Source organism: Brevundimonas sp. BR2-1, assembly GCF_037626195.1.
GTDB lineage: Bacteria > Pseudomonadota > Alphaproteobacteria > Caulobacterales > Caulobacteraceae > Brevundimonas.
The window spans coordinates 877,236-902,583 of record NZ_JARKMV010000001.1 but is presented as its reverse complement, the minus strand read 5'-3'; the positions used below and the strand labels follow the sequence as shown (position 1 = coordinate 902,583).

Here is a 25,348-nt window from a genome sequence, read left to right as displayed (position 1 = left end):
GTTAAGATCGCGTTTCCCATAAAGGGCGAGTTGCGCATCCGGCTTGCCTTTTCCGGCCAGCCGCCTACATTCATCCCGACTTATGCTAACTTTGAGCATAAGTAGAGGAAATCGAGTTATGGCGGACGGCATGTTTGGCTTGTCGAAGGACCTGGAGCGGGAGACCGGGCCGGTCTGGGCCAAGGTGAAGGATCATGTCACTCCGATGGAGTGGCCCGCGCAGGCGGCGCTGATCAGCGAGATCAACGCGCTGAAGAAGCAGCGCGACGCGGTCATCCTCGCCCACAACTACATGACGCCGGAAATCTTCCACGGCGTTGGAGACTATGTCGGCGACAGTCTGGGCCTGGCCAAGGAGGCGGCCCGTTCGCCCGCGAAGATGATCGTCCAGGCCGGCGTGCATTTCATGGCCGAGACCTCCAAGATCCTGAGCCCCGACAAGACCGTGCTGATTCCCGACCTGAAGGCCGGCTGCTCGCTGGCCGAGTCGATCACGGGCGCCGACGTGCGGCTGATCAAGCAGCGCTATCCGGGACTGCCGGTGGTGACCTATGTGAACACCACGGCCGATGTGAAGGCCGAGACCGACATCTGCTGCACCAGCGCCAACGCCGTGCAGGTGGTGGAATGGGCGGCCAGGGAATGGGGCGTCGACCGCGTCATCCTGATCCCCGACGAATTCCTGGCGCGCAATGTCGCGGCCCAGACCAATGTCGGCATCATCGCCTGGAAGGGCCGCTGCATCGTGCACGAGCGGTTCACGGCCGCGGACATCGCCGAGATGCGCGAAGCCTATCCGGGCGCCGAAATTCTGGCCCACCCGGAATGCCCCGAGGATGTGCTGTCGGCGGCCGACTTCGCCGGATCGACGGCGGCGATGACCGACTACATCACCAGCCGCAAGCCAAAGCAGGTCGTGCTGATCACCGAATGCTCGATGGCCGCCAACATCCAGGGCGACGTGCCCGAGGTCAGCTTCATCGGGCCCTGCAACATGTGCCCCTATATGAAGCGGATCACGCTGGAGAACATCCGCGACTGCCTGCGGGACATGAAGTTCGAGGTGACCGTGCCGGAAGAGATGGCCGAGCGCGCCCGTCTCGCGGTGCAGCGGATGATCGACCTGCCCCCGCCCGCGGTTCCGGCCCGCTACGACCTGTTCAAGGCGAAACACCATGTGGCGGTGGAGCTGATCTGATGCACTACGTCCCGCCCGTTCGGATGGTCGCCAACGTCGACGCGAAGAGCCTGCGGCTTCTCGCCCTCCTGGCCTTGTGGCTGAGGTCGGAGAAGGGCACGTCCGCGCGATGACAGATTCAGATCAGACGCGCCGCCCCGGTCCCTGGGAAAACCTGCCGCCGGCCGCGCCGGCCGAGCGGGAGATCGCCCGGCCGCAGGCGGGCGAACCACCACTGGACAAGGGTCAGAATCCCGTCTGGGCGGTGGTCTCCACCCTGCTTCTGGGCGGCTTCATCTGGTGGGCCTCGGGCAGCTGGGTCGTCGCCGTGGCGGCGATCTGGGGCCTGCTGGTGCATGAGTACGGACATGTGCTGGCGATGAACGCCCTCGGCATGGGTCCGGCCCGCATCTATATCATCCCCTTCCTCGGCGGGGTGGCGAAGAGCCAGCGCCTGCCGGCCAGCGAGTGGCACGGTGTGCTGGTGTCGCTGGCGGGACCGGCGTTCGGCCTGCTGGCCGCCATTCCGTTCTTCGGCCTCTATATCGCGACCGGGCAGGGGATGTGGCTGCAGGGCGTCTTCATCATCGCCCTGATCAATCTGGTGAATCTGGCGCCCGCGCCGCCGCTGGACGGCTCCAAGGCGCTGGGGCCCGTGCTGGCCCGCATCCACCCGATGGTCGAGAAGGCCGCCATGGTCGCCGTCGGCGTGGTGGTGATCGTCTGGGGCTTCACCAACGGCAGCTACATCTTCGCCGCCTTCCTTGCCCTGGCCCTGTTCGGCCATCTGAAGCGCGGGATCTGGCGGCCGGAGGGGCGTCAGCTCAACTGGCCGGAGGCGGCGCGCAGCGTGGGCCTGTTCGCCATCGTGGCCGCGGCCTGCGCGGGCGTGGCCCTGGCCGGCCTGATGCCGGTGGCGGGATCGTTCGGACAGGCGATGGCGCTGGCCGGCAGCTATTTCGAGTTCGGCCGTTGAGCCGCATTCGTCATGACGGGCCACTGATCGTCGGCGGCGGACTGGCGGGCCTGTCGGCCGCGCTGGAGGCCGCGCCGCGCAAGGTGCTGCTCGTCACGCCCGCGCCTCTGCTGGAGGCCTGTTCCTCGGCCTGGGCCCAGGGCGGAGTCGCCGCGGCCCTGTCGGCGGAGGACGCCCCATCTCTGCACGCGGCCGATACGGCGGCGGCGGGCGCGGGTCTGGTCGAGACCGAGGCTACGCGAGCCCTGACCGGCGACGGCCGCGAGACCGTGGAATGGCTGGCCGCCCTGGGCGCCCCGTTCGACCGGAACGCCGACGGCGGCTTCGCCGTCAGTCTGGAAGCCGCTCATTCGCAGGCCCGGGTCGCCCGGGTCGGCGGGGACGGGGCGGGACGGGCGATACTGTCTGCGCTGGTCACCGCGGTGCGCGCCGCATCGCATATCGAGGTCTGGGAGGACGCGCGCCTGCGCGGCCTGATGCAGGACGCCACGGGCCGGGTGTGCGGGGCCCTGATCGAACGCGGGGAAGGACGGACCGTCGAGGTCACGGCGCCGGCCGTGGTGCTGGCCACCGGCGGCGCGGGCGGGCTGTACGCCCGGACGACCACCCCGGCGGCCCTGCTGGGCGAGGGCATGGCCCTGGCCTGGGCGGCGGGGGCGGAGATCCTCGATCCCGAATTTGTGCAGTTCCACCCGACCGCCATCGACGTCGGGCTGGACCCCATGCCGCTGGCGACCGAGGCCCTGCGCGGCGAGGGCGCGCGGCTGATCGACCGCGAGGGCCGGTTCCTGCTGGGTCCGGCGGCGGACGCCGATCTGCAGCCGCGCGACGTGGTGGCCCGCGCCGTCCACGCCGCCGTCGCCGACGGACGCGGCGCCTTCCTGGACGCCCGCACCGCCGTCGGACATGAGTTCCCCGAAGCCTTCCCCGCCGTCTTCGCCGCCTGTATGCGCGCCGGGCTGGACCCGCGCGAGACCCCGATCCCGGTGGCGGCGGCGGCCCATTATCACATGGGCGGAATCGCCGCCGGGCCCGACGGCCGCACGACGCTGCCGGGCCTGTTCGCCGTCGGCGAATGCGCGGCGACGGGGGTGCATGGGGCCAACCGGCTGGCCTCCAACTCCCTGCTGGAAGCGGCGGCGTTCGGACGGCGCACCGGGCGGGCGGCGGCGGCCGAACGCGGCGCGAGCGGCGCGCCGGTCCAGGCCGTGACCGCTCCGGGTCTGGGCGACGCTGAGCTGCTACGGCTGCGCACGACCATGAGCGCCGACGTCGGCGTCGTGCGCGACGCGGCCGGCCTGACGCGCGCCCTGACCCTGATCGATGAGTTGGAAGCGACGGCGGGGCCTGCCCTGCCTCTGGTCGCGGCGCGGCTGATCGCCGAGGCGGCGTTGGCGCGGCGCGAAAGCCGGGGCGGGCATTTCCGCCGCGACTATCCGACAGCGTCGCCGCAGGCGCGGCATACGCGCGTCACGCTCGCGCCCGACTCCGCCCCCGAATCTGGCGTGGAGTCCGGCGTCCTCGCCGCCGTGGGATAGACTGATGATCCGACACCTGCCCGACCTGCTGATCGAGCCGGTCGTCCTTATGGCCCTGACCGAGGACCTCGGTCGCGCCGGCGATGTGACGGCCCAGGCCTGCATCCCCGAGGGCGCGCGCATGAGTGCGTCGTTCGTGGCGCGCAAGCCCGGCGTGCTGGCCGGGATCGACTGCGTGCGCCTGAGCGTGCTGGCCATGGATCCCGAGGCGTCGATCGAGCTGAAGCTGCGCGACGGGGCCGTCTTCGAGGGGGGCGCCGTGCTGGCCGAGGTCGAGGCCGACGCGCGGGCCTTCCTGGCCGCCGAACGGACGGCGCTGAACCTGCTGGGCCGGCTGTGCGGCGTGGCGACCCTGACGCGCGCCTATGTCGAGGCGGCATCCGGGACCCAGGCGCGCATCGCCGATACGCGCAAGACCACGCCGGGCCTGAGAGCGCTGGAGAAGCATGCGGTCCAGTGCGGCGGCGGGGTCAACCACCGCTTCGGCCTGGATGACGCCATCCTGATCAAGGACAACCATGTCGCGGTCTGCGGCGGCGTCGGCGAGGCGATCCGCCGGGCGCGGGCGGCGGTCGGCCATCTGATGAAGGTCGAGGTCGAGGTCGACGGACTGGATCAGCTGGACGAGGCTCTGGCCGAACGGCCGGACGTGATCATGCTGGACAATTTCACCCTGCCGATGCTGCGCGAGGCCGTGGAGCGGGCCAAGGTCTCGCCGTTCGGGCGGCCGGTGCTGGAGGCCTCGGGCGGGGTCAATCTGGATACGGTCGCGGACATCGCGGCGACGGGCGTGGACGCGATCTCGGTGGGCGCGCTGACCCATTCGGCGCCGTCGCTGGACATCGGTCTGGACGTCGTCTGACCTGACCGGCGAACGCCGCTACGGAACAGGGCCGCCCACGGAGGGTTTATTCGGGACAAGAAGGAGACTTCGATGACCCACGCCCCGCGAATACCCAAGGAACAGCGCAGCTACGCCGACAAGGGCGGCAAGTCGGTCGCGGACGCGGCGGACAGCGACCGCCGCGACCTCGAAACCGAGATCCAGACGGGCCAGCCCGGCGATGCGGACGTCAATCTCGACACCCAGGGCCGGTTCGGCAATCTGAAGCAGAATCTGACCAACCAGTGGAAGGTTCAGGACCGCTGATCATGTCCAACAACCAGCACAACCCCACCCCCGAAGACACGAAGCGCTGGGGCGGACCCGGCGCCAGCCACGAGAATGCGAAGAAGGAACCGCCGGCGTTCGAGGATCCGCGCGAGGGCGGACCTACGAACCCGCGCAACAGCAAGGTTTCAGGCGGCGGCGGCGAACGGGATCTGAAACACAGTCACGACGATGCGCATCGCTCGTCGAAGGGCCACCGCGACGCCTGACGGATCAGGCGGCGGTGGGCGTGGTTTCGGCGGGAGCCGGCGACGCGGCCGGGGCTTCCGGCGCGGCCGGAGCGGGAACCACGACAACCGGCGCGGCCTCGACCGGGGCTTCGCGGCCCTCCTGCGAGACAAGCAGATTGTAGGCGACTGCGCCGGCCTCGCGGACCGTGGCGGTCGGATCCATGCTGGCCTGGATCAGGCGAGGACCTTCGGCCGGGCCTGACGGACGGGCGGTGTAGGTGAAGGCGCCCCGCGAGCCGGACCGGCCGCCGAAGCGGTAGAACAGGTGGTCGCCGACCTGACCGACCCGCACCATGGCGTTGCGCCAGCCCGGCGCGACCGCGGTGGTGTGGAAGAAGGTGGCGTTGCCGACCGGGGCGAAGACGCCGCCGGACAGGGCGCTTGAAGCGACCTCGCGGGCCCGGTTCCAGGCGGCGCGGTTGACGCGTCCACGCATCGAGCCGTCGCAGGTGAAGCTGAATTGGCAGCCCGTCCGGCGGCCCGCGCCCTGGAAGACGACGCCGCAGACACTCTTGGGGAAGGCGGGGTGGCGGACGCGGTTCAGGACGACCTGGGTCACGGCGCGCATGCCGTCGCGGCCTTCGCCCCGGGCTTCGTAATAGGCGGCCTGGGTCAGGCACTCCAGATCGCGCGAGGCGTCCAGGGCGCCGCCGAGGCGGAAGGGCTGGGCCGCGACCGGGCCGGTCAGGCTGACCTGGCGCAGGGCGGAAGTGTTCGGCTGGGCGCGCAGCTGTTCGAGGCGCGCGGTCATCAGTTCGGCCTGACGGTCGCGCTGGGCGCCCCCGGCGACGGTGTAGGGGTCGTGACGGCGGGCGATGGCCAGCGCGCTTTCATCAAGGCCGCCGGCCGCGGCCGCGAGGGCTTCTTCCGTGAATCCGGCCGCCGTGGCGCCTTCGATCCGTTCCGCCTGATTGCGGACAGTGGTGGCCTTCGCCGCCGTCCCGCCCAGATAGGCGCAGCCCACGGCCAGCCCCATCACCACGCCGAAAGCCGCAGCCGCCGTGCCAGGCCGGATACGGGCCAGGCGATCGACAGGGGTTTTCGCGCACGTGTGCGGGGCGTTCGGCAAGGGCTCAGTCCTGTTCGGCAGGGCGCAGTGCCGCCCCCGGGTAGTCTCGCAACCGGGCGACACCCTCCATTTCTGGATACATGTGTCGCTTTCCGCCTGCGGTGTATCGACGGTCGGCGAACGGGCCGACTGTCGAGGACGCGCCTTAAGCCAGCCGTTTGTGGCGCCAATGTGGTTGATTCGCAAGATTCGAGTGCGGCGCAACATCGCGCGGGTGTGGATATGTAACGTTAAATGGTCCGACGTCCGATCGCCGGCTTTCGATCATAATCTATCGCTGCTGATCTGTATTTCCAATCACGACCAAAACACGACGTCGGCGTGATTCTGCATAGCGATGATTATTGCGGGCCTGATCTATTGTCTTGGTTAGGGTTTCATTGACTGTTTTAACTTTGAACGCAAAACCGGAACCGGCGGCGCGGCAGGGGCGTTCCAGCTGCGCTATTGGGAGAATTCCGACATGAAACGCATGGCAGTCACCCTCGTCCTGGCCACGTTGGCCGCCGCCGCCGCGGGTTGCGGGCACACCATTGAGCAGAAGGCCGCCACCGGCGCCGTGGCCGGAGCCCTGGTCGCCGGTCCGGTCGGCGCGGCGGTGGGCGGCGCAGCGGGCGCCGCGGTCGGTCACGCCGAGAAACCCAACTGACACATTTCTTCGTCGAATGAGCGGCGCGGACCTGATCCGGCCTCGCAACCTTGATTTCGCCGCCTATATAGGGTTAGCCGACGCGCCCGGGCTGAGTGACGCTCGCCCGCGCCGTTTGCGTACTCCGATAACCGAACAAGGACATCGACGACCTCCGCATGAGAGATCTGAAACAAACCGGCTTCACCGATCGCCTGACCGCCCAGCAGGAGGCCAAGAAGGCCCTGCTCGCCCGCTTCAAGCCCAAGCCCGCCGCGCCCGACCCCGAATTCGAAAAGCTGGCGCTGAAGCGCGCCGCCGAGAAGGAGGCCCTGCGTCAGCAGCACGAGCTGGCCAAGGCCGAAGCTCGCCGCGAAAAGGCCGAGAAGGAAGCCGCGCGCATGGCGGCCGAGGCCGAGGCCCAGGAAGCTGTGGAGGCTGAAAAGCGCGCCGCCCGCAAGGAGCGCAAGGCGCTCACCAAGGAAGAACAGAAGGCCGCCCGCGACGCACGCTACGCCGCCCGCAAGGCCCGCAGCCGCTAATCCGCTCAGACGGCGGCCGCATCCTCGGGCGTCAGATCGCCCAGGATGCGCGCCAGCTGTTCGCCCGAATAGGGTTTGCGCAGGAACGGCCAGGGCGCGTCCGCCAGGGCCGCGTCCACGTCGTCCCCCGCATAGCCGGACGTCAACACCACCCGCATATCCGGATAGTCGCGCTCGCAGCGCCGCGCCAACTCGATCCCCGTCATGCCGCCGGGCATGACCACGTCGCTCAGCATGATGTCGAACCGCTCACGCTTGAGCAGCTCGAGCGCCTGGGGCGCGGTTTCGACGGCCCGCACCTCCAGCCCCAGCCCCTCCAGCAGCTCCAACGCCACCACGGTGACGCTGGCGTCGTCCTCGACCAGAAGCAGGCGGCGGCCCGCCTTCATGGCCTGGGCCGCACCGGGCCCGGCCTCGACCGCGGTCGCCCCGTCTTCGGCCAGCGGGGGCAGATAGAGTTTGATGGTGGTCCCGCGCCCGACCGTCGAGGCGATATGGGCGGCCCCGCCGCTCTGGCGCGCGAAACCATAGACCTGGCTCAGGCCAAGGCCGGTGCCCTTGCCCACCGCCTTGGTGGTGAAGAAGGGCTCGAACACCCGGGCGATCACTTCGGGCGGCATGCCGGAGCCGTTGTCCGACACCGTGACGCAGACATAGTCGCCGGCCGCCAGGTCCGTGACCTCTCCGGCCTCGACCGAGCATGACTGGGTCTGGACCGTGATCCGTCCCTTGTCGCCAACGGCGTCCCGGGCGTTGACGACCAGGTTCAGCAGGGCGGCCTCGAACTGCGAAGGGTCGACGCTGACCCGGGCGCCGCCGCGGCGCAGTTTCAGCCTGAACTCGACGGCCTCGCCGACGGCCCGGCGCAGCAGGGGCTCGCTCTCGCGGATCTGGGCGTTCAGATCGACGGCCTCGGGCCGCAGGGCCTGCCGGCGCGAGAAGGCCAGAAGCTGGTGCGTCAGCCCTTCGCCGCGCCGCGCGGCGGCGAGGGCGGCCTCGCCCAGCTTCTGGCGTTTGGCCGCGTCGTTCGGCGAGCGCAGCATGATGTCCAGGGCGCCGATGACCACGGTCAGCAGATTGTTGAAGTCGTGCGCCACCCCCCCTGTCAGCCGGCCGACCGCCTCCATGCGCTGGGCGTGCATCAGGTCGGCCTCGGCCTTGGCCTTCTCCGCCAGCGCCTCGCCGACGCGTTCCTCCAGCAGCTCGTTGATGCGTTTCAGATCTTCCTCGGCGCGCTTGGCCTCGGTGATGTCGACATTGGCGCCGACATAGCCCTGGAATTTTCCGGCCGCGTCGAAGCGGGGCAGGGCCTCGCAGCGCAGCCAGCGTTCACCCATGACCGGGTGCCGCGTGCGAATGACGCCCTCGAACCGGTCGTGCCGCTCCACCGCCTCGCTGAAGGCGGTCATGAAGGCCTGGATGTCGTCGGGGTGCACCAGCCTGCGCCAACCGTCGACCACGTCCAGTTCGGACTCGATGCCGAAGAAGGTGCGGTAGCGGCGGTTGATGAAGCTGGGCCTGCCCTCGGCGTCCAGCATCCAGATCAGGGCAGGCGCGCTGTCGGCGACGGTGCGGAACCGGGTCTCTGACTCCATCAGCCGGTCGCTGGCTTCCCGAATGTCCGTCACGTCGAACGCCACGCCCACGAAGCCGACCACCGCGCCGCCCGCGCCCAGCCGGGGCCGCGAGAACGACTTCAGCCAGCGGTACTGGCCGTCATGGCGCAGATATCGGGCTTCCATGGAGAAAGGCTGCCCGGTGGCCTCGCCGGCCAGCGATTCCTCGATGATCCGCTCATGGTCGTCGGGATGGACCACCGCGCGCCAGTCGGCGAGGCGCGCCTCTTCATAGGTTCCGCCGTTGAAGGCGACATAGGCCTGGTTGACGAAGGCGCGGGTGCGGTCCTGCTGCGTCACCCAGATCAGCACCGGGGCGGTGTCGGCGATGGCGCGGAAACGGGCCTCGCTCTCGCGCACCGCGCCCTCGGCGCGCGCCCGCTCGATTTCGGTCCACGTCCGGACCGCAACTTCCTGCAGCAGATACGATTCCGCTTCGCTCCATTCGCGCACCGCGGCGTCATGGGCGTACATGAAGGCCCGCAAACGACCGCCCCGAATGACCGGTGCGCGTACAAGAGCTCGCGTCTGCAGTCGCTGGAAGACGTCCAGGGCGTCCCTGGTCCGGGAATCCTTCTGGACGTCAGGTATGCGGATCATCCGTCCTTCGGCCAGATCCGAGATCAGGTCCGCGCCCAGATCCTCCCGACGGAATTCCCCTTCCGCGCTGACGACCCCGGTGGTCCAGTCCCGGGTCATGAACACGACGCCGCGTTCCTGGTCCACTTCGCCATAGCCGACGCGGTTGACGTCCAACTCGGCGCCCACGGCCCGCTCCGCCTCGAGCATGATCTCTTCCGGCGAAGCAAGGTCGCGGAGGCGGTCAGCCAGCTCCAGCAGGAAGCTTTGGCGGCGTTCCAGCGCGGCCAGGGTGTCCAGCGCCTCGCGCGTTTCGCTGACGTCGAAGGCCATGCCCACGTAGCCGAGGAAGGTCTGGTCGGCCCCGAAACGCGGATTGACGGAGATGCGCATCCAGCGCCAGCCGCCGTCGGCGTGCAGGAACCGCGCCTCGAAACCGTACGGCAGATGCTGCGGCCGCGCGGCGGCCATGGCCGCTTCGACCTCGGCCTGGTCGTCCGGATGGATGGTCTGTTTCCAGACGTGGCCCAGCAGCTCCTCGGCGGGCCGGCCGTAGTAGTTGACGAGGGCCGCGTTGACGAATTCGACCTCGGCGTTGGCGTTGGTCATCCAGACCGGCGAGGGCGCGGTGTCGGCCATCAGGCGGAAACGGGCGTCGCTCTCGCCGACACGGGCGTCGGCGGCGGACAGATCGGCCACCGACCGGTCGAGGCGGGACAGGATCTTGCGCAGCGAGGCGGCGACCGCGGCGACGAACAGGCCGACGACGACGAAATTGGTGGTGGCGACCACCCCGAGCGGCGTCGAGACGCCCACGCCCGTGGCGGATGGACCGGCAATGACCCACCCTCCCAACAGCGAGGCGATGACCGTGGTGAAGCCCGCCAACCGGCCCGCAGCCAGCCCGGCCAGGACGACGCCGGGCAGAAGGATTATGAAGCCGCTGATCTGACCGTAGAAACCGGACAGGGCCCAGCGGATAGCCAGCGAAGCCGCCGCGAAGGCGAGACCGATGAGGATATTGGCCCACCACGGCTGCGGAGGTATCCGCGCCAGGCTGCTGAGCCCTGCGTCACCAACCGACAGACGCTTGCGAAATCCGTCCCCGCCCACTCAACAACCCCCGCTCGCGCCGCGCGCGATCCGGTGCAACGTATTGGGAAGCATCACGTTCCTTCAAGCGCTGCGGTTTTGTCGCACCATCGCCGGGGCGGTCGGTATTGGCGAACGCCCCCGCTATGCCCACCTTCATGCCGAACGTTCACCTCCGGAGACGACCACCCATGCCCGCCACCATCGACACCGGCCTGACCAAGACCGAGCGCGCCGACGTCGCCCGGGAACTGACCAAGGTGCTGGCTGACAGTTTCGCTGTCTATCTGAAGACCCACGGCTATCACTGGAACGTGCGGGGCCCCGAGTTCTTCAGCTTCCACAACCTGCTGGAGCAGCAGTACCGGGACATATGGGCCGCCCTGGACGAGATCGCCGAACGCATCCGCGCCCTGGGCGTGCTGGCGCCGCAGAGTTTCTCGGGGTTCGGCAATCTGACCTCGATCAAGGATGGCGATCCCGAGAAGGAGGCGACCGCCATGCTCAAGGAGCTGATGCAGGATCACGAGACCCTGATCGCCACCGCGCGCGCGGCCTTTGAAACGGCCTCCAGGGCCGGCGACGAAGCCTCCGCCGATCTGATGACGCAGCGGCTGGCTGCGCACGAGAAATTCGCCTGGATGCTGCGGTCCACGCTCGGAGGTCGTTGAGACTTGACCTAACGGCGCTTTTCCGCCTGAAAAGCGCCCCGCTTGCCGGGCATGGAGTTGGATTGTGGCGGCTGAGCCGCCCCTGGAGCTGGATTTGGCCGGAATCGACTGGAGTTCGACGCTGAAGAGGACGCGACGGCTCGCCGCCGGCGTCCCCGTGGTGCTGGCCGCCTTCGGCGTGGCCATGGCCGCCAGCTCGACCCCACGGCCCGAGATCGACCGCCGCGCGGAGGCGGTGCGGACCCTCACCAAAGGCGACCTTGGCGCGAGAGGGCTCGCCGCCATCACCAGCCGGATGGATCCGTCGCAATTGGCTCTGGCCCTGCGGCATGATCCGGGTGAACGGCAACCGGCCCTGTATGGACTGACGCCGGGCTGGGAAAGTCTGACGCTGGCTGGCCGCCCGACGCTGGAGTTCGGCGCGACCGGCCTGGACGCCATGAAGCTGAACGCCGCAACGCCCAACGCCTCGCAATATCTGCGCGTGGCGGCGCCCTTCGTGTTCAAGCCCGCCACGGCCGAGGATCGCCGGCGTGCGCTGCGCTGCCTGACCCAAGGCGTCTATTACGAGGCGGCGCTGGAGCCGACGGCCGGGCAGGAGGCGGTGGCCCAGGTCATTCTGAACCGCGTGCGCGATCCCAACTACGCCAACACCATCTGCGGCGTGGTGTTCGAGGGGGCCGAGCGCACGACCGGCTGCCAGTTCAGCTTCACCTGCGACGGCGCCCTGGGCCAGGCGCCGGTCGGCTGGGCCTGGGAGCGGGCGAAGCGGGTCGCGGAACGGGCCCTGGCCGGCCATGTGTCGGCCGCGGTCGGGACGGCGACCCATTATCACGCCGACTATGTGCATCCGTGGTGGTCGCCGACGCTGAACAAACTGACCCAGATCGGGGCGCACATCTTCTATCGCTGGAAGGGCGTCTATGGAGAGCCGGCCGCCTTCAGCCAGCGCTATTCGGGCCGGGAACCCCTGATCGACGAGGCCCGCTTCTCGCGGCCGCGCATCCAGATCGCCACGGCCGCCGAGGCCGAAAAGGCGCTGGCCGAGGTCGCCGCCAACGGCGAGGGTGCGATGCGGACCGTCGAGATCAACGGCCAGACCCGCGTGGTCGGCGTCGCCTCGCTGGGCGGTCGCCGCCAGCCTTCGCCGGCCGAGATCGCCGCCATCAACCAGCGCCTCTCCGACTTCGAGGCTCCGGCTCCCGCGGCGGCCGCTCCGGTCGTGGTGGTGGCCCCCGGGGTGACTCCCATGGAGGTCGAGGAAGTGGGCCGTCCAGGTTCCTGAGTTCCCGGAATCGGAAGCTTTGCAACGGGTTCTGCCTTCGGGCATTACCTGATGTCTACGCGCCCGAGCGCGAAGCATGGACCCCGGATGACCAAGACCGCCTGGAACGAGACAGATCGCCTCGCGGCCCTGCAGTCCTACGATATTCTGGATTCCGAGCGCGAGCCTGCGTTCGACGACATCACGGCGCTGGTGGCGCGGCTGTGCGACGCGCCGATCGCCGTGGTCAACCTGATTGACGCCGACCGGCAGTGGTTCAAGTCCGAGGTTGGTCTGGGCGTACGGGAAACCCCGCTGGAAACCTCATTCTGCCGCCACGCCCTGCTGGAGCAGGACCGGCTGATCGTGCCCGACGCCACGAAGGACCCCCGGTTCGAGAACAATCCGCTCGTCACCGGGAATGCGGGTCTGAAATTCTACGCCGGCGTCCTGCTCAAGGATCAGAACGGCCTGCCGCTGGGCACCCTGTGTGTGCTGGACACCCGCACGCGGCCCGAAGGATTGAGCGCGACACAGGCCGAGGCGCTGGAGGTTCTGGCGCGGCAGGTGATGAACCTGCTCAACCTGCGCAAGGCGATCGCGGCGGGGCGACGCGCCGATGACGATCTGATCGCCGCCGCGGCCGCCCTGGCCGAGAGCGAAGCGAAATTCCGGGCCATCGCCGACTCCATGCCGCAGATGGTCTGGTCGACCCTGCCGGACGGCTTCCACGACTACTATAACGCCCGCTGGTACGAGTTTACCGGCATGCCGGCCGGTTCGACCGACGGCGAGGGCTGGAACGGGATGTTCCACCCGGACGACCAGGCGCGCGCCTGGGAGCGCTGGCAACATTCGCTCCAGACCGGAGAGCCCTACGAGATCGAGTACCGGCTGCGTCGGGCTGACGGCGTCTACCGCTGGACGCTGGGACGGGCCCGGCCGATCCGGAACGAGCGGGGCGAGATCACCCGCTGGTTCGGCACCTGCACGGATATCGAGGACCTGAAACGGGTCGTCGATTCCAAGGATTTGCTGAGTCAGGAGCTCAGCCATCGGATCAAGAACATCTTCGCCGTCGTCTCGGCCCTGATAGCCCTGTCGGCGCGCCAGTTCCCCGAGGCGAAGGACTTCGCCGCCGCCGTGCGGACGCGGATCAACGCCTTGGCCCGCGCGCACGAGTTCGTGCGGCCGCACACCGACACCTCGCGCCCGACCGTCGGCACGATGACTCTGCACGCCTTCCTCAACGACCTGTTCAAACCCTATGCGACCCTGGACGGCAGGATGCGGGTCACGGTGAGCGGGGACGACGCGGTGTTCGATGATCAGGCGGCGACCTCGGTGGCCCTGCTGTTCCATGAACTGGCCACCAACGCCTCCAAATACGGCGCCCTGTCGGTCGAGGGCGGCGCCATCACCCTGGCCACTCGCAACGAGGGCGACCGGTTCATCCTGGTCTGGGAGGAACGCGGCGGCCCGCCGGTGAAGGGCGAGCCGGAGAGGTCAGGGTTCGGGTCCTCGCTGGCCACCCTGTCGGTGGAGACCCAGCTTGGCGGGCGGTTGGAACGGGTCTGGGCGCCCGACGGTCTGAGGGTCACCGCCGACCTGCCGGCCACCGCCCTTTCCAGGCGCCGCGCTGCACAAATTGTCGCATAACGGCGTTTGTCTGCAACTCGCAATAAGAGTCAACGTTGGTTTAGCAACTTGTCCGCATGCTGCGGACGCAATCGAAAGGGACAGAACCGTCTGAAATCTGATGAGTGCGCGTATTCTGATCATTGAAGACGAAGCCCTGGTGGCTATGGAGCTCCGCTTCGTCCTGGAAGATCTCGGCCATGAGGTGGTCGGGACGGCCGCTGACGCGCGCACGGCGCGGGAAGTCGTTCAGGAGACCGAGGTGGACCTGGCCCTGGTCGACATCCATCTGTCCGACGGCCCGACGGGCATCGATCTGGGCCGCGAACTGGGTCAGGAGCTGGGCGTCACCGTCCTGTTCATGACCGCCAACCCCGGCATGGTGCGCAACGGCGTGGCGGGCACGATCGGCGTGCTGTCAAAGCCGACCGACGAGCGCGCCGTGCAGACGGCTGTCGACTACGCCCTGCGCCGCCGGGCCGGGCGTCCGATCGAATACGCTCCGCCGGAACTGCAGCTGTTCGGCTGACGCCGGCTACCAGACGCCGATCTTTTCCGCTTCCTTGTGCGAAATCGGGTGATGGGCTTTCGCGTGATCTTCCTCGGCGAGGAAGCGGACCGCCTCCAGCGCCGCCATACAGCCCATGCCCGCCGCCGTGACGGCCTGGCGGTAGATGTCGTCGGTCACGTCGCCGGCGGCCCAGACGCCCTCGATGGCGGTCGCCGCCGTGCCCGGCTTCACCACCAGATAGCCGCCCTGTTTGGTCTCCAGCTGGCCCGCGAACAGCTCTGACGACGGCGCATGGCCGATGGCGATGAAGACGCCGTCCGCCGTGATCTCGCGCGTCTCGCCCGTCTTGACGTTCTTCAGACGGGCGCCGGTGACGTTGACGCCGCCGAAGCTGTTGGTCTCGCCCAGGATTTCGTCGATGGCGTTGTCCCAGACCACCTCGACCTTGGGGTTCGAGAACAGCCGGTCCTGCAGGATGCGTTCGGCGCGGAACTCGTCGCGGCGGTGCACGACGGTGACCTTCGACGCGAAATTGGTCAGGAACAGCGCCTCTTCCACGGCCGTATTGCCCCCGCCGACGACGATGACCTCCTTGCCGCGATAGAAGAAGCCGTCGCAGGTGGCGCAGGCCGAGACGCCGAAGCCCTGGTATTTCGCCTCGCTCTCGATCCCCAGCCATTTGGCCTGGGCGCCGGTGGAGATGATCACCGTCTCGGCCAGCATCTCGGTCCCGCTATCCAGCGTCAGGCGGAACGGCCGCTGCGACAGGTCCGCCTTGACCACGATGTCCTCGATGACCTCGGTCCCGACATGCTCGGCCTGGGCGCGCATCTGCTCCATCAGCCACGGGCCCTGGATCACGTCCTTGAAGCCCGGATAATTCTCGACGTCGGTGGTGATGGTCAGCTGGCCGCCGGGCTGCAGGCCGGCGATGACGACGGGGCTCAGCAACGCGCGCGCGGCGTAGATGGCGGCGGTCCAGCCGGCGGGGCCGGAGCCGATGATGGCGACGCGGACGGTTCTCGGAGTGCTCATGCCCCTATTTAGGCGCTGATTCCGCTTCTTGCGATGGTAGGTTCCGACTGTTCACAGGTCTGACGGAGGGGACGACATGGAAGGCCGCAGTTTCATCGGTATCGGATTGGCCCTGGGCGTGGCGGTCGGATGCGCCGTCGGCATCGCCATGGACAATCTGGCCATCGGCATCGGTCTGGGCGTGGCGATCGGCGCGGGGCTGGGCGTGACCCTCGACTCCAGCCAGCGCAAGAAGGCTGGCCGCGGGGAGGGCGGCGACAGCGCCACCTACACCTCGGACGGCGACGGAAACGGCAGGGGCGGACACGGCGACGGCTCTGACGGCGGGTCCGATGGCGGCGGCGGCGGTGGAGACGGCGGCGGGGGCGGCGGCGGCGACTAACCCCGCCTCATCCGCTCCAGAACCGTCCGCGCCGCGCGCGCGGTTTCGTCCAGCGGCTCATAGCTCCAGCGCTCCAGCGTCCCGTCGAACGGCCGTGCGGCGCCGCGCTCGCGCAGGTCGGCGTGCAGGCGGGCGAACTTGTCCGCCGCCTTCAGCGGGATCATCGGCAGTATATGAACCGGCTTGCCCGTCGACGCCGCCTCCGCCGCCATATTGGCGCTGTCCTCGGTGACCAGCACATGATCGGCCTGGTCGAGGAAGGCGAAATAGGGGTTCGGACCCGCGCCGTCCCAGATCAGGCCCGGCAGGTGCGCCAGCCGCGCGGTCATCGCCGCCTTCGCCGCCTCGGGCGTGCGCCGCGAGAAGGTCAGCATCAGGGAGCCGCCCGCGGCCTCGACGGCCCCGGCGATCCGCCCGGCCAGATCGGCGGCGTGGGCTTCCGGCAGGTCGAAGGCCTTGGAGCGGCCGCCGATCAGGGCAGCGACGCGGGGGCGGGGCAGGGGCTCCAGCCGGTCCGCGAAGGCGGCCGACCCCTCGGCCAGCCTTTCCGGCGTGACCCGGTGCGGCGAGCCGGTGATCGACAGCACGTTCGGAGCCTCGATCCGGTCATGGGCGGGGGCGACGATCAGGTCATAGGCGGCGTTGCGCCAGCGGGGATCCTGAGTCTGGACCACGAACGTCCGCCCCCCGGACGCGGCCCGGACGCGGGCGGACATCGGCAGGGTGGCGCGGCCGGTGGCGATCCACAGATCGGGCCAGGTCTCGCCGGCGGCGGGTTCGGTGGAATCGGACGACAGGTCCAGCATCCACGACGCCTTCAGCGCCGATGGCAGTTTGTCGAAGAGCGGGCGCCAGCGGATGCGGCGGACGCTGATATCGGCGGGGGTCAGGCGCTGGACGGCCTCGGCCAGGCCCAACGCCTGGTTCTCCATGCCGATGCGGCCGTCGGACACCACCCAGATGGAGAGCGGCGTGCTCACGTCGCCGGGGGCGGTGCGATCCAGCACATGGCCTCGACCTTGTTGCCGTCGGGATCGCGCAGGAAGGCGGCGTAATAGCCGGGGGCGTATTCGGGGCGCGGGCCGGGTGCGCCGTCGTCCACGCCGCCCGCGCCGAGGCCGGCCGCATGGAAGGCGTCGACCGCCGCGGCGTCGGCGGCGTTGAAACAGATGTGGGTTCCGTTGCCGGCCGCGGCCACGCCGCGGTCATGGGGCCGCGACGCCCAGAATTCCGGGAAGGCGCGGCCATAGCCGACGCCCATCTCGTGTTCCATGATCCGCCGCGCGCCCAGAACAGCCATGACGGCGTCGTAGAAGGCGGCGGCGCGGGCGATATCCGTGACGCCGACCGAAACGTGCGACACCAGCGGCGGGCGCGTTTCGGGGGCGTCGGTCATCGGCCTATTTCCACTCGACCTTGAGGATTTCGTAGGCCTTGACGCCGCCGGGGGTGTTCACCTCGACCACGTCGCCGATCTCTTTCGAGATCATGGCGCGCGCGATCGGCGAGGCGATCGAGATCTTGCCCGCCTTCACATCGGCTTCGTGCTCGCCGACGATCTGGTAGCGGGCCTCTTCCTCGGTGTCCTCATCGACCACGGTGACCGTGGCCCCGAACTTCACCTGGCTGCCGTTCAGCTTGGAGACGTCAATGACCTGGGCGCGGCTGATCTTGTCCTCGATGTCGGCGATCTGGCCTTCGATCCAGCCTTGACGCTCCTTGGCGGCGTGATACTCGGCGTTTTCAGACAGATCGCCATGCTCGCGCGCCTCCGAAATGGCCGAGATAACGCTCGGCCTTTCGACGGACTTCAATTGCTTCAGCTGATCGTCGAGGACACGGTAGCCCTCGGCCGTCATCGGCACTTTTTCCATATGTCGTGAATTTCTGAGCTATCGCCCGACTAGAGATTGGTTACGCCAAGGGTCGCTGGGCGCTCGCGACCGGCCCAAGAGGGTAGGGCGCCCGGCCTCAAGGTTCAAGGGGCAAGCGGTATCCTGAAGATTGTCGTTATGTGACGGCCTTGCGCCGGCGCTCGCGGATCTGCTGGATGCTGCCCCACAATTTGACCCTTCCGACCAGACTCCAGGCCAGCCAGGCGACGGCGGCCAGACCCAGGGCCATGAACAGGCTCGACAGCAGGACGACGCCTGCGGCCATGAACGCCAGGATGAAGGCGACGGCGGCGACAAGGGCGGCGATGACTTGAATGGTTCTCGGGCGCATGGGGCCATTAACGTTCCATTCAGGGCGGAGTTGCGCCCGCGTCCGGATTCGGGACGGGTCGCAGGCCGCCTGTGGCGCCGAAGCCATCGTCAGGCGTAGCTGTATGGTCCGCCGCGTTCGAGCGCCCGCTGATACGCCGGACGGGCGTGGATGGTCTTCAGGAAGGCCTTCAGGCGAGGCTTGTCAGCGCCGTAGCCGACCCGCGATCCGGCCGCCTCGACCGGGAAGCTCATCATGATGTCGGCGGCGGAAAATTCGTCGCCGGCGAACCAGGCCGAGCGGGCCAGTTCGGCCTCCCACAGGGCGGTGTGGGCCGCGATCTGCGGATCGATCATATTGGCGTTCATGGCCTTGCTGATGCTCTTGGCCACGCCCCGTGCGAGGAAGGGAACCCGGTCCGGGATCACGCCGAAGATCAGCTTCAGCAACAGGGGCGTCATGGCCGACCCCTCGGCATAGTGCAGCCAGTAGGTGAAGCGCCGTCCGGCTTCGGTCCCGCGCTCCGGACGAAGGCCGGACGCCGGGTGCGCCTCGAGCAGATATTCGATGATGGCTCCGGTCTCGGCCAGGCGGACGTCGCCATCGTCCACCACCGGCGACTTGCCCAGCGGGTGGATGGCCATGAGTTCGGGCGGGGCCAGACGGGTCTTCGCATCCCGCTGGTACCGTTTCACCTCGTAGGGAAGGCCCAGTTCCTCCAGCAGCCACAGCACGCGCTGGGAGCGGGAATCGTTCAGGTGATGGACGGTGATCATGGCGACGGCTCCGCTTGGCCGGGCCACTTAGCGAGGTTGACCCCGCGTCCGTCCAGCGGTTTCAGACGCGGCGTCCGCTCCAGCGCTGGCGCGGGTGCGCGCGAGTCCGGCCGCGGCCCGGATGTTTCGCCGCCTGCTTTTGCTCCCACAGCTGGAAGGCAAGGGTCGCCAGCGCCAGTTTCCCGGCGTGACGGCCGGCCATGCGCCGTCCGCCCTTGCTGAGCAGCAATCCGCCGATCAGGGTCGCGAGTTTGGGAATGGGCATGGCGCTCTCCGGTTCACGGGTGAAACGGACGGCGCCGGGAACGGTTCAGGGGCCGCCTCAGCCTTTCGGCATCAGGGCCTGGGCCGCGACCACGGTCGCCTCCACTCCGGTCGTGACGGCAGGCCGCGGATCGATGCGGAACAGGGGCGAATGGTGGCCGGGCGCGGTCGCGACCTGATCGGCAGGGGTGCCGCCGACGCTGAAATAGACGCCCTTCACCCCGCTCTCCGGAGTGACGAAGTATGCGAAATCCTCGGCGCCCATGCCTGTGCGGGCGACGTCCACCACCCGCTCGGCGCCCATGGCCGCGCCGATGGCCGCGCGGAGACGGCTGGCGGTGGCCGCGTCGTTGATGGTCGCCGGCGTCGTCTCGGTCGTCGACCGGACCACGGTGGGCAGCCTGTCCTCGGGCACCCCGAGCGCCAGGGCCGTGCCGCGCGCGACGCGGTCGATGCCGTCCAGAAGGGCGGTGCGCGTCTCGGGATTATCGGCGCGAACCGTCAGCTGCATGTCCACGCGGTCCGAGATGATGTTGTGCTTGATGCCGCCGTGGATGGCCCCGACGGTCACGACCGCGCCTTCCAGTGGGTTGATGCTGCGGCTGGGCAGGGTCTGCAGGTTCATCACGATGGCCGACGCCACCACGATCGGGTCGATCCCCATGTGCGGATAGGCCCCGTGGGTCCCGACGCCATGCACCGCGATGTCGACACTGTCGGAGCTCGACGAGGTGATGCCCGGCGGCACATCGATCAGGCCGTTGGCCAGATCCGCCGAGACGTGGAAGGCCAGGGCGTAGTCGGGCTTGGGGAATCGGGAATACAGACCGTCCCGCACCATGGCCCGGGCGCCGAAGATGCGCTCCTCGGCCGGCTGGGCGATCAGCACCAGCGTGCCCGACCAGTCCGCGCGCTGCGCCATCATCTGGCGGGCCGTGCCGATCAGGGCGGTGATGTGAACATCGTGGCCGCAGGCGTGCATGACGGGCTTTTCGACGCCGTCGCTGTCGACCTGTTTGACCGTGGAGGCGTTGGGCAGACCGGATTGTTCGCTCAGCGGCAGGCCGTCCATGTCGGCGCGGATCATGACCGTCGGCCCGGCGCCGTTGCGCAGCACCGCGACCACGCCCGTGCCGCCGACGCCGGTCGTGACCTCATAGCCGAGGGCGGTCAGCTGGGCGGCCATGATGCCCGAGGTGCGAACCTCCATGCCCGACAGTTCGGGGTTGCGGTGGAAGTCGTCGAACAGGGCGCCGAGGTTGGCGTCATAGTCGCGCGCCACGGCCAGCCGCAGCTCGGCGTCGGTCGACCCCTGTTGCGCATGGGCCGGGCCGAAGGCCAGCAGGGCCAGTGCGGCCGTGGTTGCAAGAAGTCGCATCATTCCCCCCGTCATGTCCGGGCCGAGCCTGGTCCCTCGCTCCCGGGTTGGCAACGTCAAACCGGAGGGTCAGCGGGCCGGTACGCGAACCGTCCGGCTCAGGGGTGAAACGCCGCTGGGCGAGAAGGCCTCGACAGCGAACCAGTAGTCGACGCCGACATTCAGGGCCCGAACCTCAAGCTGATCTCCCATGTCGCGCAGGTCGTCGAAATAGACCTGGTAGGTCTGGAACAGCCTGTCCGGCGCCACGCCCCAGCGGATGTTGTAGCCCAGCGCCCCGGAGACCGGCGTGACCGAGACCATCGCGTTGCGCTGGTCGCCGCCGCGCCGGACCCGCAGATCGGGCCGCTCCGGCGCCAGGCCGTCCACCGTGCCGAAGACCCGCAGATCCGAGATGGCCAGGTTGGCGGCGGCGACCTCGCCGTGCTCGTAACGGACATAGCGGGCGTCCACCGGCCGTTCGCCCTCGACATAGGCGTTGGGCCGGTCGCGGGTGGAGTCTGACAGGTCGGCGAACACCGCCCAGTCCCGGCCGTCGCGGGAGGTCAGGATGCGGAAGCGGGTGCGGATGTCCGGACGTTCGGCATAGACGCCGGATTCATGATCCGCATAGTTGACCTGCACCGCATGGACCGCCTTCAGCCCGCCGAGGTCCAGCGTCAGGGTCTGGCCCGCCTCGTTGCGCCCCGCGACCCAGAAGGTGCGCGGATTCTCGTCCGTGGCGCGGTTGGCGGCGAACTCGCCGCGGGTGGACGAGGCGACGGCCTCGGCCCTGTAGGACAGGGGGAACCAGCCCGTGAACAGGCTCTCCGGATCATCCACCTTCGCCGTCGGCATCCGCTGCGGATAGTCGCCGAACCGGCTGGAGAAATGCATCTGGCCGTCGGGCGTGAAGCCGCCCGGGAACATCGCGATGCGCCGCTCGAAGGTCCAGTTGTGTCCGATCCACGGCGTGCCCGTGTTCCACCAATTGCCGTGCCGGTCCTGGAAGGTCGAGCCGTGGCCGGCGCCCTCGACGAAGCCGCCGGGCTTGTAGCTGACCGGATTGTACGGCGCATATTCGAACGGCCCCAAGGGACTGGAGCCGACATATGTCCCATTGGCGTAGGCATTGTACTCAGTGCCCGGCGCTCCGTACTGCAGATAGTAGCGGCCGCCGTGCTTCGTCATCCACGCCCCTTCCATATAGGGGTTGATGGCCGTGCCGTCGGGCAGGCCGCCCGAGTGATCCTGACCGAAACGCTCCCAGCCGTGCCGGTCGGGATGCAGGACATGCAGCCGCGTCGGCTCGCCGATGAAGCGGACGGGCGGCGTCGGATCGATCTGCGAGCCGTACAGCGGATAGACGTTGGACGACCCCCAGTAGAGGTACCATTTGCCGTCGTCGTCGATGAACAGGCCGGGATCCCACGGCCCGGGCGGAAGCTTGTCCGCCGGTACGCCGCCTTCGCCCAGACTGCCTTCCTCATTGCGGCTGACCGCGCCCGGCACGGGCGGCAGGATGCGGGTGTGCCAGTCCCAGCGGCCGGTCTCGGGGTGTTCGCTGACCAGCAGGGGGCGGGGCTCGAAGGCCGACTGCATCAGATACAGCCGCTCGCCGTCCGAGACGGCGGCGGGCGCGACATTGCTCTCGAACGGCCATTTGTCGGGCTGGACGTAGGTCCAGTCCACCAGGTCCGTGGAGGTCCAGTAGCCGTCCGCCAGGGTCTGGAACAGGAAGTAGCGGTCGCGATGCAGGACGATCACCGGATCGGCGCCGGTCCGATAGCTGATCCCCCGGTGGGTCTGCTCGAAATTGTATTTGTAGTCGACATCGACCGGATTGGCCCAGGTCCGCGGGCGGACCTCCTGCGCGGCGGCGGGTAGGGCGAACATCAGGGCGATCACTGAGGCGACGGGGGCGATCAGGCTGCGCATGCCGTCACGCTAGCACGGAGCGCGGGACGGTTGAGTTCACGAGCCGTTTCGCTCACACCCGGAGCATGAGCACGACCGAGCCCCGCCTGACCTCGCTGGCCCATGGAGGCGGCTGCGGCTGCAAGCTGGCCCCGGCGGTGCTGCAGGACATACTGAAGGACATCCCGCAGGCGGCGGCCTTCGCCAATCTGATCGTCGGGACCGAGACCAGTGACGATGCGGCGGTCTGGCGGCTGAACGATCAGCAGGCGCTGGTGGCCACCACGGACTTCTTCATGCCGGTGGTCGACGATCCGTTCGACTTCGGCCGCATCGCCGCGACCAACGCCCTGTCGGACGTCTACGCCATGGGCGGCGCGCCGATCTTCGCCCTCGCCCTGGTCGGCATGCCGGTGAATGTGCTGTCGACGGAAACCATCGGCCGCATCCTCCAGGGCGGGGCCTCGGTCTGCGCGGCGGCGGGCATTCCGGTGGCGGGCGGCCATTCCATCGACAGCGTCGAGCCGATCTACGGTCTGGTCGCGCTGGGGCTGGTGCATCCCGATCAGGTGCTGACCAATCGCGGCGCACGGGCGGGCGATGTCCTCATCCTGACCAAGGCCCTGGGAGTCGGCGTGCTCAGCGCCGCCTTCAAACAGGGCCGGCTCGATGAGGCCGGCTACGCCGCCCTGATCGCCTCGACCACGAAGCTGAACACCGTGGGTGCGAAGCTTCCCGGCATGGCCGGCGTCCACGCGGTGACTGACGTGACCGGCTTCGGCCTGCTGGGCCATGCGCTGGAGATGGCGCGTGGATCGGGCCTGACCGTCGAGCTGATCGGACATCCGCCCCTGCTGGAAGCGGTCGAACCCCTGGCCGCCAGCGGCGTGCGCACCGGCGCCTCGGGCCGCAACCGGGAAAGCTATGGCGCCTTCATCGACCTGCCCGCCGGTCTGCCGGACTGGCGCCGCGACCTGCTGACCGATCCCCAGACCTCGGGCGGCCTGCTCGTCTCCGTCGCCGCCGGTCAGGCCGAGGCCCTGCTGGAACTGGCCCGTGCCGAGGGCTTCGGGCAGGCCGCCGTGGTGGGCCGCGTCGTCGACGGCCCGGCGAGGGTGCGGGTCGGCGCATGATCCGCCGCACCGTCGAGCTGTGTCCCCGGTCGCGCGACGCCTTCGACGCCATCATCGACGTCCGCAGCCCCGCCGAGTTCGCGCTCGACCACATCCCCGGGGCGATCAATCTGCCGGTGCTGGACGACGAACAGCGGGCGGCGGTCGGAACCGAATACGTCCAGGGCTCCAAATTCCTCGCCCGCCGCACGGGCGCGGCCATGGTGGCCCGCAACATCGCCGCCCATCTCGAAGGGCCGCTTGCCGACCGCGCCGGAAGCTTCCAGCCGCTGGTCTACTGCTGGCGCGGCGGTCAGCGCTCGGGAGCCATGGCCACGGTGATGGATCAGGTCGGCTGGCCGGTCACGGTGCTGGACGGCGGCTATCAGACCTGGCGGCGGCAGGTGACGGCGGCGCTGTACGACCAGCCCGTCGCGCACCGGCTGGTGCTGCTGGACGGACCGACGGGCTCGGGCAAGACGGCTTTGCTGGCGACGCTGGCGGGGCAGGGGACGCAGACGCTGGATCTGGAGGCGCTGGCGGCCCACCGGGGTTCGCTGTTCGGCGCGATGCCGGGGGGGCAGCCGTCGCAGAAGGCTTTCGAGACCCGGCTTCACGACGCGCTCTCGCGGCTCGTTCCGTCCCGCCCGATCATCGTCGAGGCCGAGAGCAGCAAGATCGGCGCGCGCGTCATTCCGCCGATGCTGTGGGCCGCCATGTCGACCGCGTCCGTGATCCGCATCGAGTCGCCGGTCAGCGTGCGGGCGGCGCGGACGGTGCGGGACTACGCCGGTTTCGCGGCCGATCCGGCTGCGCTCGATACCGCCCTGACCAGGCTGCCGCGGCACCACGGCAAGGAGACGGTCGCCGGCTGGCGCGCCCTGGCGGCGAACGGAGAGATCGAGACCCTGGCCGAGGCCCTGATCGTGGCCCACTACGACCCGGCCTATCGCCGCGCGGGGGGCGACAGGCCCGCGGCCGCCATCATCGAGGTCGGTTCGCTCGACGCCGCGGCCCTCGCCGCCGCCGCCGACGCCGTCGCGCTTCAGCTGGAGCGGCTCAGCGCGGCATGATCATGTCGAGGCCCACCACGGCCGAGACTGCGACCGAAGCGACCACCCAGCTCAGCGCCAGCGTCTTCCATGAGACGTTCAGCCGCTGAACACCCACCGCCAGCAGGGCGAACAGGCCGGCCGTCACGATCACGGGCAGAATCCACGGACCCCAGCCCAGCCATTCGCTGATCCGCGCCTCGTCGTTCGGATTGAACAGGCTGATGACGGTGGCCATGAGCCGCATGAAGGCGGCCTGGAACAGGAAAATCCAGCCGACCGCGCTGCCCCGCGCCTGCACCAGCGCCAGGGCGATCAGCGCCTGAGCGACGGTCACCGCCGGCCCCGCGGCCGAGATGATCGCGTGGTCGGCGGCGCTGACCGCGCCCCGCGCCCCGGCGCTGTTCAGCCCGAAATACGCCTCATGCCCCAGCAGGATCGCCGCCAGCCAATGTCCGCCTTCGTGCAGGGCGAAGGTGATGAACCCGGCGATGAAGACCAGTCCGTAGAATCCGGCGCCCGTGCGCATCCGTTGCATTCGTCCCT

The 25,348-nt window shown here is 69.1% G+C and carries 27 protein-coding genes; 15 read left to right on the top strand and 12 right to left on the bottom strand.

Annotated features, from left to right (window positions below):
• Positions 1-118: 118 nt before the first annotated feature.
• From nadA to BrevBR_RS04580, 6 genes are all read left to right on the top strand, one after another.
• On the top strand, positions 119-1,198 hold the full coding sequence (gene nadA, locus BrevBR_RS04605) for a quinolinate synthase NadA (protein ID WP_340000091.1): 1,080 nt from the start codon (positions 119-121) through the stop codon (positions 1,196-1,198).
• Positions 1,199-1,307: 109 nt separating this feature from the next.
• Positions 1,308-2,153 carry a metalloprotease gene (locus BrevBR_RS04600; protein WP_340000090.1) on the top strand — a complete coding sequence of 282 codons (846 nt, stop codon included), beginning with the start codon at positions 1,308-1,310 and terminating at the stop codon, positions 2,151-2,153.
• Positions 2,150-3,691, top strand: coding sequence for an L-aspartate oxidase (locus tag BrevBR_RS04595; RefSeq protein WP_340000089.1), 1,542 nt, complete (start codon positions 2,150-2,152; stop codon positions 3,689-3,691). Before BrevBR_RS04600 ends, BrevBR_RS04595 begins: the two co-directional genes overlap by 4 nt.
• A 4-nt stretch (positions 3,692-3,695) precedes the next feature.
• Positions 3,696-4,553 carry a carboxylating nicotinate-nucleotide diphosphorylase gene (gene nadC, locus BrevBR_RS04590; RefSeq protein ID WP_340000088.1) on the top strand — a complete coding sequence of 286 codons (858 nt, stop codon included), beginning with the start codon at positions 3,696-3,698 and terminating at the stop codon, positions 4,551-4,553.
• Between the two features lie 72 nt (positions 4,554-4,625).
• Positions 4,626-4,841 (top strand): hypothetical protein, encoded by a 216-nt coding sequence (locus BrevBR_RS04585; protein WP_056618196.1) that lies wholly within the window; start codon positions 4,626-4,628, stop codon positions 4,839-4,841.
• Positions 4,842-4,843: 2 nt separating this feature from the next.
• Positions 4,844-5,071, top strand: a complete 228-nt coding sequence (locus BrevBR_RS04580; RefSeq protein ID WP_332641015.1) for a hypothetical protein — start codon at positions 4,844-4,846, stop codon at positions 5,069-5,071.
• Positions 5,072-5,075: 4 nt separating this feature from the next.
• Here the strand turns inward: BrevBR_RS04580 and BrevBR_RS04575 are convergent, their stop codons facing one another.
• A complete protein-coding gene (locus tag BrevBR_RS04575; RefSeq protein ID WP_340000086.1) occupies positions 5,076-6,161 on the bottom strand; it encodes a cell wall hydrolase in 1,086 nt (361 codons plus the stop codon).
• Positions 6,162-6,624: 463 nt separating this feature from the next.
• On the opposite strand from BrevBR_RS04575, the gene BrevBR_RS04570 reads away from it, so the two are divergent.
• Both BrevBR_RS04570 and BrevBR_RS04565 read left to right on the top strand, forming a co-directional pair.
• Positions 6,625-6,810, top strand: coding sequence for a hypothetical protein (locus BrevBR_RS04570; RefSeq protein WP_340000085.1), 186 nt, complete (start codon positions 6,625-6,627; stop codon positions 6,808-6,810).
• Between the two features lie 158 nt (positions 6,811-6,968).
• Complete coding sequence (locus BrevBR_RS04565; protein WP_332641018.1) at positions 6,969-7,331, top strand: DUF6481 family protein; 363 nt, start codon at positions 6,969-6,971, stop codon at positions 7,329-7,331.
• Positions 7,332-7,336: 5 nt separating this feature from the next.
• Here BrevBR_RS04565 and BrevBR_RS04560 read toward each other — a convergent pair whose 3' ends face one another.
• Positions 7,337-10,639 (bottom strand): PAS domain S-box protein, encoded by a 3,303-nt coding sequence (locus tag BrevBR_RS04560; RefSeq protein WP_340000084.1) that lies wholly within the window; start codon positions 10,637-10,639, stop codon positions 7,337-7,339.
• Between the two features lie 170 nt (positions 10,640-10,809).
• Between BrevBR_RS04560 and BrevBR_RS04555 the strand changes: the two genes are divergently transcribed.
• The 4 genes from BrevBR_RS04555 (at position 10,810) to BrevBR_RS04540 (ending at position 14,720) form a co-directional block, all read left to right on the top strand.
• On the top strand, positions 10,810-11,289 hold the full coding sequence (locus BrevBR_RS04555; protein ID WP_340000083.1) for a Dps family protein: 480 nt from the start codon (positions 10,810-10,812) through the stop codon (positions 11,287-11,289).
• A gap of 94 nt (positions 11,290-11,383) precedes the next feature.
• A complete protein-coding gene (locus tag BrevBR_RS04550; protein ID WP_340000082.1) occupies positions 11,384-12,574 on the top strand; it encodes a cell wall hydrolase in 1,191 nt (396 codons plus the stop codon).
• An 87-nt stretch (positions 12,575-12,661) separates the two neighbouring features.
• Complete coding sequence (locus BrevBR_RS04545) at positions 12,662-14,212, top strand: PAS domain-containing protein (protein WP_340000081.1); 1,551 nt, start codon at positions 12,662-12,664, stop codon at positions 14,210-14,212.
• A 100-nt stretch (positions 14,213-14,312) separates the two neighbouring features.
• Complete coding sequence (locus BrevBR_RS04540; RefSeq protein ID WP_340000080.1) at positions 14,313-14,720, top strand: response regulator; 408 nt, start codon at positions 14,313-14,315, stop codon at positions 14,718-14,720.
• A gap of 6 nt (positions 14,721-14,726) precedes the next feature.
• Here the strand turns inward: BrevBR_RS04540 and trxB are convergent, their stop codons facing one another.
• Complete coding sequence (gene trxB, locus BrevBR_RS04535) at positions 14,727-15,737, bottom strand: thioredoxin-disulfide reductase (protein WP_340000079.1); 1,011 nt, start codon at positions 15,735-15,737, stop codon at positions 14,727-14,729.
• 76 nt (positions 15,738-15,813) lie between these two features.
• On the opposite strand from trxB, the gene BrevBR_RS04530 reads away from it, so the two are divergent.
• Positions 15,814-16,119 carry a hypothetical protein gene (locus BrevBR_RS04530; protein WP_340000078.1) on the top strand — a complete coding sequence of 102 codons (306 nt, stop codon included), beginning with the start codon at positions 15,814-15,816 and terminating at the stop codon, positions 16,117-16,119.
• Here the strand turns inward: BrevBR_RS04530 and BrevBR_RS04525 are convergent.
• From BrevBR_RS04525 to BrevBR_RS04490, 8 genes are all read right to left on the bottom strand, one after another.
• Positions 16,116-17,126: a mitochondrial fission ELM1 family protein gene (locus tag BrevBR_RS04525; protein ID WP_340000077.1), complete on the bottom strand. Its 1,011-nt coding sequence runs from the start codon at positions 17,124-17,126 to the stop codon at positions 16,116-16,118. The two genes, BrevBR_RS04530 and BrevBR_RS04525, sit on opposite strands and share 4 nt — an antisense overlap.
• Positions 17,096-17,515 (bottom strand): VOC family protein, encoded by a 420-nt coding sequence (locus BrevBR_RS04520; protein ID WP_340000076.1) that lies wholly within the window; start codon positions 17,513-17,515, stop codon positions 17,096-17,098. The genes BrevBR_RS04525 and BrevBR_RS04520 overlap by 31 nt, the downstream gene beginning before the upstream one ends.
• 4 nt (positions 17,516-17,519) lie before the next feature.
• A complete protein-coding gene (greA, locus tag BrevBR_RS04515) occupies positions 17,520-17,993 on the bottom strand; it encodes a transcription elongation factor GreA (protein ID WP_332641031.1) in 474 nt (157 codons plus the stop codon).
• A 136-nt stretch (positions 17,994-18,129) separates the two neighbouring features.
• Positions 18,130-18,345 (bottom strand): hypothetical protein, encoded by a 216-nt coding sequence (locus tag BrevBR_RS04510; RefSeq protein ID WP_340000075.1) that lies wholly within the window; start codon positions 18,343-18,345, stop codon positions 18,130-18,132.
• A gap of 89 nt (positions 18,346-18,434) precedes the next feature.
• Positions 18,435-19,100, bottom strand: a complete 666-nt coding sequence (locus BrevBR_RS04505) for a glutathione S-transferase family protein (RefSeq protein ID WP_340000074.1) — start codon at positions 19,098-19,100, stop codon at positions 18,435-18,437.
• 61 nt (positions 19,101-19,161) lie between these two features.
• On the bottom strand, positions 19,162-19,365 hold the full coding sequence (locus BrevBR_RS04500; RefSeq protein WP_332641034.1) for a cysteine protease: 204 nt from the start codon (positions 19,363-19,365) through the stop codon (positions 19,162-19,164).
• A gap of 57 nt (positions 19,366-19,422) precedes the next feature.
• Positions 19,423-20,742, bottom strand: coding sequence for an amidohydrolase (locus BrevBR_RS04495; protein ID WP_340000073.1), 1,320 nt, complete (start codon positions 20,740-20,742; stop codon positions 19,423-19,425).
• 69 nt (positions 20,743-20,811) lie between these two features.
• Entirely contained in the window at positions 20,812-22,659 is a 1,848-nt protein-coding gene (locus BrevBR_RS04490; RefSeq protein WP_340000072.1) for a family 43 glycosylhydrolase, read from the bottom strand.
• A 65-nt stretch (positions 22,660-22,724) separates the two neighbouring features.
• Between BrevBR_RS04490 and selD the strand changes: the two genes are divergently transcribed.
• Positions 22,725-23,771 (top strand): selenide, water dikinase SelD, encoded by a 1,047-nt coding sequence (gene selD / locus BrevBR_RS04485; protein WP_340000071.1) that lies wholly within the window; start codon positions 22,725-22,727, stop codon positions 23,769-23,771.
• Entirely contained in the window at positions 23,768-24,823 is a 1,056-nt protein-coding gene (mnmH, locus tag BrevBR_RS04480; RefSeq protein ID WP_340000070.1) for a tRNA 2-selenouridine(34) synthase MnmH, read from the top strand. The genes selD and mnmH overlap by 4 nt, the downstream gene beginning before the upstream one ends.
• Here mnmH and BrevBR_RS04475 read toward each other — a convergent pair.
• Entirely contained in the window at positions 24,810-25,340 is a 531-nt protein-coding gene (locus BrevBR_RS04475) for a hypothetical protein (RefSeq protein WP_340000069.1), read from the bottom strand. The two genes, mnmH and BrevBR_RS04475, sit on opposite strands and share 14 nt — an antisense overlap.
• Positions 25,341-25,348: the final 8 nt, after the last annotated feature.

Coding starts and splice junctions, on each gene's coding strand:
- greA (WP_332641031.1), bottom strand. CDS start 17,993: ATGGAAAAAGTGCCGATGACGGCCGAGGGCTACCGTGTCCTCGACGAT.
- BrevBR_RS04585 (WP_056618196.1), top strand. CDS start 4,626: ATGACCCACGCCCCGCGAATACCCAAGGAACAGCGCAGCTACGCCGAC.
- BrevBR_RS04530 (WP_340000078.1), top strand. CDS start 15,814: ATGGAAGGCCGCAGTTTCATCGGTATCGGATTGGCCCTGGGCGTGGCG.
- BrevBR_RS04565 (WP_332641018.1), top strand. CDS start 6,969: ATGAGAGATCTGAAACAAACCGGCTTCACCGATCGCCTGACCGCCCAG.
- BrevBR_RS04520 (WP_340000076.1), bottom strand. CDS start 17,515: ATGACCGACGCCCCCGAAACGCGCCCGCCGCTGGTGTCGCACGTTTCG.
- nadC (WP_340000088.1), top strand. CDS start 3,696: ATGATCCGACACCTGCCCGACCTGCTGATCGAGCCGGTCGTCCTTATG.
- mnmH (WP_340000070.1), top strand. CDS start 23,768: ATGATCCGCCGCACCGTCGAGCTGTGTCCCCGGTCGCGCGACGCCTTC.
- BrevBR_RS04555 (WP_340000083.1), top strand. CDS start 10,810: ATGCCCGCCACCATCGACACCGGCCTGACCAAGACCGAGCGCGCCGAC.
- BrevBR_RS04490 (WP_340000072.1), bottom strand. CDS start 22,659: ATGCGCAGCCTGATCGCCCCCGTCGCCTCAGTGATCGCCCTGATGTTC.
- nadA (WP_340000091.1), top strand. CDS start 119: ATGGCGGACGGCATGTTTGGCTTGTCGAAGGACCTGGAGCGGGAGACC.
- BrevBR_RS04475 (WP_340000069.1), bottom strand. CDS start 25,340: ATGCAACGGATGCGCACGGGCGCCGGATTCTACGGACTGGTCTTCATC.
- BrevBR_RS04600 (WP_340000090.1), top strand. CDS start 1,308: ATGACAGATTCAGATCAGACGCGCCGCCCCGGTCCCTGGGAAAACCTG.
- BrevBR_RS04545 (WP_340000081.1), top strand. CDS start 12,662: ATGACCAAGACCGCCTGGAACGAGACAGATCGCCTCGCGGCCCTGCAG.
- trxB (WP_340000079.1), bottom strand. CDS start 15,737: ATGAGCACTCCGAGAACCGTCCGCGTCGCCATCATCGGCTCCGGCCCC.
- BrevBR_RS04500 (WP_332641034.1), bottom strand. CDS start 19,365: ATGCCCATTCCCAAACTCGCGACCCTGATCGGCGGATTGCTGCTCAGC.
- BrevBR_RS04540 (WP_340000080.1), top strand. CDS start 14,313: ATGAGTGCGCGTATTCTGATCATTGAAGACGAAGCCCTGGTGGCTATG.
- selD (WP_340000071.1), top strand. CDS start 22,725: ATGAGCACGACCGAGCCCCGCCTGACCTCGCTGGCCCATGGAGGCGGC.
- BrevBR_RS04495 (WP_340000073.1), bottom strand. CDS start 20,742: ATGCGACTTCTTGCAACCACGGCCGCACTGGCCCTGCTGGCCTTCGGC.
- BrevBR_RS04570 (WP_340000085.1), top strand. CDS start 6,625: ATGAAACGCATGGCAGTCACCCTCGTCCTGGCCACGTTGGCCGCCGCC.
- BrevBR_RS04580 (WP_332641015.1), top strand. CDS start 4,844: ATGTCCAACAACCAGCACAACCCCACCCCCGAAGACACGAAGCGCTGG.
- BrevBR_RS04510 (WP_340000075.1), bottom strand. CDS start 18,345: ATGCGCCCGAGAACCATTCAAGTCATCGCCGCCCTTGTCGCCGCCGTC.
- BrevBR_RS04505 (WP_340000074.1), bottom strand. CDS start 19,100: ATGATCACCGTCCATCACCTGAACGATTCCCGCTCCCAGCGCGTGCTG.